Source organism: Isoptericola sp. b515 (genome assembly GCF_030588125.1).
GTDB lineage: Bacteria > Actinomycetota > Actinomycetes > Actinomycetales > Cellulomonadaceae > Isoptericola > Isoptericola sediminis.
On the sequence record NZ_JAUQYR010000008.1, the window covers coordinates 1 to 1,770 of the forward strand.

Annotated in this window: 2 rRNA genes; both read left to right on the plus strand. The window is 59.2% G+C overall.

Annotation, left to right across the window (positions count from 1 at the left end):
- Window positions 1-1,501 (plus strand): 23S ribosomal RNA (locus Q6350_RS15285); the annotation flags it as partial.
- Between the two features lie 108 nt (window positions 1,502-1,609).
- Window positions 1,610-1,726 (plus strand): 5S ribosomal RNA (gene rrf, locus Q6350_RS15290).
- Window positions 1,727-1,770 lie beyond the last annotated feature (44 nt).

Sequence of the window (1,770 nt, forward strand, 5' to 3'; positions counted from 1 at the left end):
GTACTAGGTAAGCGTGTTAACAGGGGTGACGCAGGAAGGTAGCCCGGCGTGGCGATGGTTGACCACGTCCAAGGCCGTAGCCCGCCTCGTAGGCAAATCCGCGAGGCACGAGGGTGAGAGTCGACAGATACCGCGTATGCGGGAATCGGGTGATCCTCAGCTGCCAAGAAAAGCCTCGACGCGAGGTTCTAGCCGCCCGTACCCCAAACCGACTCAGGTGGTCAGGTAGAGAATACTAAGGCGATCGAGAGAATCGTGGTTAAGGAACTCGGCAAAATGCCCCCGTAACTTCGGGAGAAGGGGGGCCTGATCCGTGAACCCACTTGCTGGGGGAAGCGGTGAGGGCCGCAGAGACCAGGGAGAAGCGACTGTTTACTAAAAACACAGGTCCGTGCGAAGTCGCAAGACGATGTATACGGACTGACGCCTGCCCGGTGCTGGAAGGTTAAGAGGACGGGTCAGCTTCGGCGAAGCCCAGAATTTAAGCCCCAGTAAACGGCGGTGGTAACTATAACCATCCTAAGGTAGCGAAATTCCTTGTCGGGTAAGTTCCGACCTGCACGAATGGCGTAACGACTTCTCCGCTGTCTCGACCACGAACTCGGCGAAATTGCACTACGAGTAAAGATGCTCGTTACGCGCAGCAGGACGGAAAGACCCCGGGACCTTTACTACAGCTTGGTATTGGTGTTCGGTGCGGTTTGTGTAGGATAGGTGGGAGACTACGAAACCGGCGCGCCAGCGCCGGTGGAGTCGCCGTTGAAATACCACTCTGACCGCATCGACCATCTAACCTCGGTCCGTGATCCGGACCAGGGACAGTGCCTGGTGGGTAGTTTAACTGGGGCGGTTGCCTCCCAAAAAGTAACGGAGGCGCTCAAAGGTTCCCTCAGCCTGGTTGGCAATCAGGTGTCGAGTGCAAGTGCACAAGGGAGCTTGACTGTGAGACCGACAGGTCGAGCAGGGACGAAAGTCGGAACTAGTGATCCGGCGGTGGCTCGTGGAAGCGCCGTCGCTCAACGGATAAAAGGTACCCCGGGGATAACAGGCTGATCTTCCCCAAGAGTCCATATCGACGGGATGGTTTGGCACCTCGATGTCGGCTCGTCGCATCCTGGGGCTGGAGTAGGTCCCAAGGGTTGGGCTGTTCGCCCATTAAAGCGGCACGCGAGCTGGGTTTAGAACGTCGTGAGACAGTTCGGTCCCTATCCGCTGCGCGCGCAGGAAACTTGAGAAGGGCTGTCCCTAGTACGAGAGGACCGGGACGGACGAACCTCTGGTATGCCAGTTGTTCCGCCAGGAGCACCGCTGGTTCGCTACGTTCGGGAGGGATAACCGCTGAAAGCATCTAAGCGGGAAGCCTGCTTCAAGATGAGGTTTCCAACAGGCCAGTCCTGTGAAGGCACCCAGCTAGACCACTGGGTAGATAGGCCGGAAGTGGAAGACAGGACCAACGACTGTCGCAGCTGACCGGTACTAATCAGCCGACAACTTCCATACACATACACTGCTATGCACGCGTCCACTGTGCGGTTCCCGAGAAACGGGCACCACCCCCACCACCCCCGACCAGGGTGGACCACGGGGAACCCGAACAACTCGACAGCGTTACGGCGGTCACAGCGAAGGGGAAACGCCCGGTCCCATACCGAACCCGGAAGCTCAGCCCTTCAGCGCCGATGGTACTGCCCTGGAGACGGGGTGGGAGAGTAGGACGCCGCCGGACACCCTTCACAGCAGGCCCCCCACCACAGGTGGGGGGCCTGCTGC